The sequence below is a fragment of the Endozoicomonas sp. ONNA1 genome (assembly GCF_024606325.1).
In the GTDB taxonomy this organism is placed as follows: Bacteria; Pseudomonadota; Gammaproteobacteria; order Pseudomonadales; family Endozoicomonadaceae; genus Endozoicomonas_A.
On the sequence record NZ_JAHHPN010000115.1, the window covers coordinates 1 to 4,843 of the forward strand.

Consider the following 4,843-nt stretch of genomic DNA (forward strand, 5'->3'; position numbering starts at 1 on the left):
GCACATACCTGGGCGGCCCCCACCGATGGTAGTGTGGGGCTTCCCCATGTGAGAGCGGGTCATCGCCAGGCATTGAATGAAGCTGACCCCCAGTTGAGTGATCGGCTGGTTTTTTTGTTTTGTGGCAAAAAAGCGGCAGAAGAACTAAAGACGGACTGCGATAAATGCTAAGCCTGTGATCAACCCGAGGGTAGGATTGCTGGCATTCATAATGTAGAGAGCTGCGGGTGTATCAATAGGGACAAACAGGCGGCGAAAAAGTCGGGAGGTTTTTGCTGAGCTTTAATTATCTACGGCTAATCCAAAAGAGAAGATTAACAAACGGTTAAGTTTTTTCACCACAGAGGTCAAGAGAGTAAGAAGTGGCGTTTTTGCTCAATCGTATCTTGCCACTCTCAATGGTGGCGGTTCAGGTTTTTGGCTGGGTTCTGTAACAGCAACACTCTCCAGAAAATCCATGATGCTCTGAACATCTTCCAGTTCACCTTCTTCATTCCAGAGTACTGCGATGGAACCTGTCCGGAAGGCGACTCTTACAGCAGAAGCAGGCAATTTGGAGAGTATCTCAGAGCTGACTCTGGTGTTTTCAGGCCAGTGTCCATCGGCTTTCTCCAGAACAATGAGCGAGTCATTGTCTTGAGTAAGAGACACTGTGGAATACTCAAGCCAGGGGCTTTGTTTGATGCTGGCAGCTTCAGGTAAAAGATCTTCGTCTCTGATTTCCCGACAGGTAAAGCCAGACAGGATGGCCTTGTTTCTGAGCTTCATGCGTCGCCTTTCCGATCTGGAAGGTAGGAGCAGCATAAAGTTACCAATAATAGACAGAGCAATGAGTGCGACAATCCAGATCATGTTTTTATGTTAGAGGCCAAAAGTATAATAATATCGAATAACATCACAAATATCGTGGATATATAGATCTAAAAAATCGATGGGTCGGGGGGATCGTTCAGTTCTCGTTTCTCAATGCAGCATCTGCGACTACCTCTTGAATAAGTGAGGTAGTCGCACCGTTGTGTTATGCCAGTTCGCGCTCTGGGCTGGTTCGTACGTGGGTCAGATAAAGTGGCAAACCAACCAGAAGGAAACCTCCAGCCAGATTCCCCAGAGCAGTCGGTAGCTCATTCCAGATCAAGTAATCCATAACAGTAAACTCACCGCCCATAATCATTGAGAAGGGGAAAAGAAACATATTGACGATAGAGTGCTCAAAGCCCATGAAGAAAAACAGCATAATGGGCATCCACATGGCTACCATCTTGGCACCTGCAGAAGTTGAGATCATGGCACCGACAACGCCCATTGATACCATCCAGTTGCAGAGCATTCCCCGAACAAAAATGGTTAACCAGCCAGCAAGACCGTGCTCTTGGTAGCCTAATGTTCTCGACTCACCAATGGCGGAGACCTTCGCAGCTATTGCTCCACCATCAATGCTGTAGCCGTAGGTCAAAATAAACGACACAAAGAAAGCAGTAGTCAGTGCTCCGGCAAAGTTCCCCAGAAATACCAGCCCCCAATTCCTGAGAAGCCCTCTCATATCGACGCCGGGTCGTTTATCAATTAACGCCAGAGGAACCAGGGTAAAGACACCAGTCAGCAAGTCAAACTTCATGAGATACAGCATGATAAAACCGATCGGGAACAGCAGAGCTCCAATTAGCGGGGAGCCAGTATTGATAGTCACTGTAATGGCAAAGATGGCAGCCAGCCCCAAAATAGCTCCTGCCATGAAGGCCCGGATAAAGGTATCTTTGGTCGACATAAAGATCTTGGATTCACCTGAGTCCACCATTTTTTTAACAAATTCATCGGGTTCGATATAAGCCATATAGTTCCATCTCACTTTATTTATTATTCGTCGAGTCCTTTGGAGCAAGAAAGATGCCTGACCTTTGATCTGTCTCTTAAAGTGCTGTTTTTTAATAAGTTAACCATTTACAGGATGGTCAACGTTACAAGTAGGGAGTTGTGGGGAAGGAAGAAAATCGGTGCATTTTTGTGTAAACGTGCACCAAAGATGGAAAAAGTGCTGGTGCTTTTTCAGACTTATATCCTGAAGGCAATTAATGAACGACAAAAGCCTTATTCTGCGTCATAAGCCTTTCGATAATGACCTTCGTAGTCGTAAAGCTTATCAATGACCGACCAATAGTGTTTCTCTTTTTGAGCAATCACGAAGTCAGGTTTGCGAAATTTCTTTTGCTGACGAATAACGGTATCCACAGACTTTGCCCTGAAAGGCTCAGCACGGTTAATCAAAGCATGCTTGCCAAAATGATGATAAAAAGCACCCTGTTGAGCAGGGGTATCCAGGCGGAAATACTCGCAGACTTCGGCTCCGTCTTCATCGTAGTAGGTAATTTTGATTCTGGGGTTATTGCCCCCGGAGTCAGGTTCCAGCGTCATGCCAGAGCAACGAAGAACCATGCAGTCTTTCAGGTTAAGGGCGTCTCGCAGTTTTTTATCCGGATCAACCAGTGCTCTTCTGCATTGATGGCACTTTCTGGCGGCAATATCGTTCTCTGCACCGCATTCTTCGCACTCCTTGAAGCGATAGCGGAAGTCACATTGAACCATTTGACCTTCAAACTCTTCAATGCCCTGACAGCGGCGGCCATAGTGTTCAACCAGATCACCGTCGTTGTCGAGGATGCCCCAGAAGCTGTTCTCATGGCCACAGGCAGGACAGGGAACCGTCACCGGAACGGATTGGGAGTCTGGCTTTGGGCTACCTATTTCAGGGCTGAACAGATCATAGCGATTTCCGGCAAAGTCTATCACCAGACAATCTTTCTTGCTTTCTGCCAGACGAAGCCCGCGGCCCACAATCTGTTGATAAAGACTGACAGACTCTGTGGGGCGAAGAATAGCGATCAAATCAACATGAGGGGCATCGAAGCCGGTGGTTAATACTGACACGTTGACGAGATATTTGATCTTCTGAGCCTTGAAAGCCTGAATCAGGTTGTCACGCGCCTGAGTGTGCGTGTCACCAATAATCAAAGCAGATTCAGATTCTGGCAGATAGCCTATTATTTCCCGGGCATGATCCACGGTGGAGGCGAAAATCATGACGCCTTTTCTGTCTTCTGACGCTTTCATAACCTGGGTGATGATCTGTTTCGTTGCCCGCCCTTTGCCTTTCAGAAGCTTGTTCAGATCCGCTTCGCTGCAGCGACCAAAACGGTCTCTTGATAAAAGGCTAAAGTCGTAAAAAATAACTGGAGCATCGATTAAAGTTGCGGGTGTCAGATAGTGATTTTTAATCATGTACGACAATGGAAGTTCATAGATACAGCTTTTGAAAAATCGCTTTTCAGCCGTTTTCAGGGTGCCTTTTTTGTTTCCAGGCAAGTAATGCTGATAAATCCAGCCCATTCCAAGCCGATAGGGTGTAGCCGTTAACCCCAGTATTTTCAGCCTCGGATTGAGCGTTTGGAGGTGCTCTATGACCCTGTGATAACTGGAGGTCTTCTCCAGAGAAACCCGATGGCACTCATCAATGACCAGTAGCGAGAAATGATCGTCATCAAACTGATTCAGGTTTTTGGCGACCGATTGAATACTGCCGAATACAACCTGCTCAGAAGCTTCTTTCCTGCCCAGGCCGGCACTGAAAATGGAGGCTTTCAAATCATAGCTCTCATACTTGGCATGATTCTGTTCAACCAGCTCTTTGACATGAGCCAGAATCAAAACCCGGCCACGGGCAATTCGCCCCAGTTCACTGATCACCAGACTTTTACCTGCACCTGTGGGCAGAACCACAAGAGCAGGGTCGTCACTTTTGCGAAAATGCTGTATCACTTTGGAAACAGCTTCTTTTTGATAAGAGCGTAGCCGGAAAGTCATTGATTGATTATATAGGTCCTTGATAAAAGGCTGAACAGCGAATGACTTTTCATATCTATATCACTGGCATCAGACCTGCTGTTGTATAATCAACCCTTTATTCTTTTTCAGGACAAAGCAGGGTATGGCAAACGCTTTCGCACGTCGATTTCAGTTGATAGTTGATCGTCTGACACAGGGTAACAAAAAACAGTTTGCCGAAATGACAGGTAAATCCGCCTCTCATATCTATAAAATCTGTCGGGGTACCAGCCGCCCTTCCATGGCTTATCTGGAAAGTCTCTATGATGAGTTTCGGGTAGACTTAAACTGGCTGCTGACGGGTAATCAAAACGACAGTGGACAAATCTCTGATACTTCAGACAGTAAAGAAATTGTCTTCACTCCTATGTTTGATGTGCAGGCCAGTGCAGGGATGGGCTCTGTAGTGCAAGGTGAAGATGTCAGCGACTATTTTGCCTTTAATAAAGCCTTTCTGAGCCGACAGCTGGGCGTTTCCGGTGAAAACCTGGCATTTGTCACGATCACTGGTGACAGTATGCTTCCTACTTTTCGGGACGGAGACCAGGTGTTGGTAGATATGTCCCGGAAATCAGTTCAGAGTGAAGCGGTTTATCTTATTCAGACAGACGATGGTTTGATGGCCAAGCGGGTCAAACAGATACAGCATGAACTGGAAATAACCAGCGATAACCCTGAGTATCCCGGTTGGAATATTGATCTGAAAAAGCTGGAAGAGAATCCGGTAGTGGGCAAGATCATCTGGTGTGCCCGGGCGGTTTGAGCACTATGGTAGGGGGCACAATTTTCAATATCGTTGAGCTAGAAAAAGCATTCTGTCATGCCAATCCGCTACAGCAGAATTGGCACTAAGGAAGCAGTGTCCCCTGCAAATAAAAAAGGGTTACGATTGCTCGTAACCCTTTTTTATATATGGTGCCTAGGGGCGGAATCGAACCACCGACACGCGGATTTTCAATCCGCTGCT

Annotated in this window: 4 protein-coding genes; 1 reads left to right on the forward strand and 3 read right to left on the reverse strand. The window is 46.6% G+C overall.

Annotation, left to right across the window (positions count from 1 at the left end):
- Positions 1 to 375: 375 nt before the first annotated feature.
- The 3 genes from KDK19_RS02630 to KDK19_RS02640 all read right to left on the reverse strand — a co-directional run bounded on the left by KDK19_RS02630 (position 376) and on the right by KDK19_RS02640 (position 3,855).
- Positions 376 to 852, reverse strand: coding sequence for a hypothetical protein (locus KDK19_RS02630; RefSeq protein ID WP_257291293.1), 477 nt, complete (start codon positions 850 to 852; stop codon positions 376 to 378).
- Between the two features lie 166 nt (positions 853 to 1,018).
- The gene (locus KDK19_RS02635; protein WP_257291294.1) at positions 1,019 to 1,831 is read right to left on the reverse strand and encodes a formate/nitrite transporter family protein; all 813 of its coding nucleotides are present in this window, start codon (positions 1,829 to 1,831) and stop codon (positions 1,019 to 1,021) included.
- 254 nt (positions 1,832 to 2,085) lie between these two features.
- Positions 2,086 to 3,855 carry a DEAD/DEAH box helicase gene (locus tag KDK19_RS02640; RefSeq protein WP_257291295.1) on the reverse strand — a complete coding sequence of 590 codons (1,770 nt, stop codon included), beginning with the start codon at positions 3,853 to 3,855 and terminating at the stop codon, positions 2,086 to 2,088.
- A 124-nt stretch (positions 3,856 to 3,979) separates the two neighbouring features.
- Here KDK19_RS02640 and KDK19_RS02645 point away from each other — a divergent pair, with 124 nt between their 5' ends.
- A complete protein-coding gene (locus KDK19_RS02645; protein ID WP_257288262.1) occupies positions 3,980 to 4,639 on the forward strand; it encodes an XRE family transcriptional regulator in 660 nt (219 codons plus the stop codon).
- Positions 4,640 to 4,843: the final 204 nt, after the last annotated feature.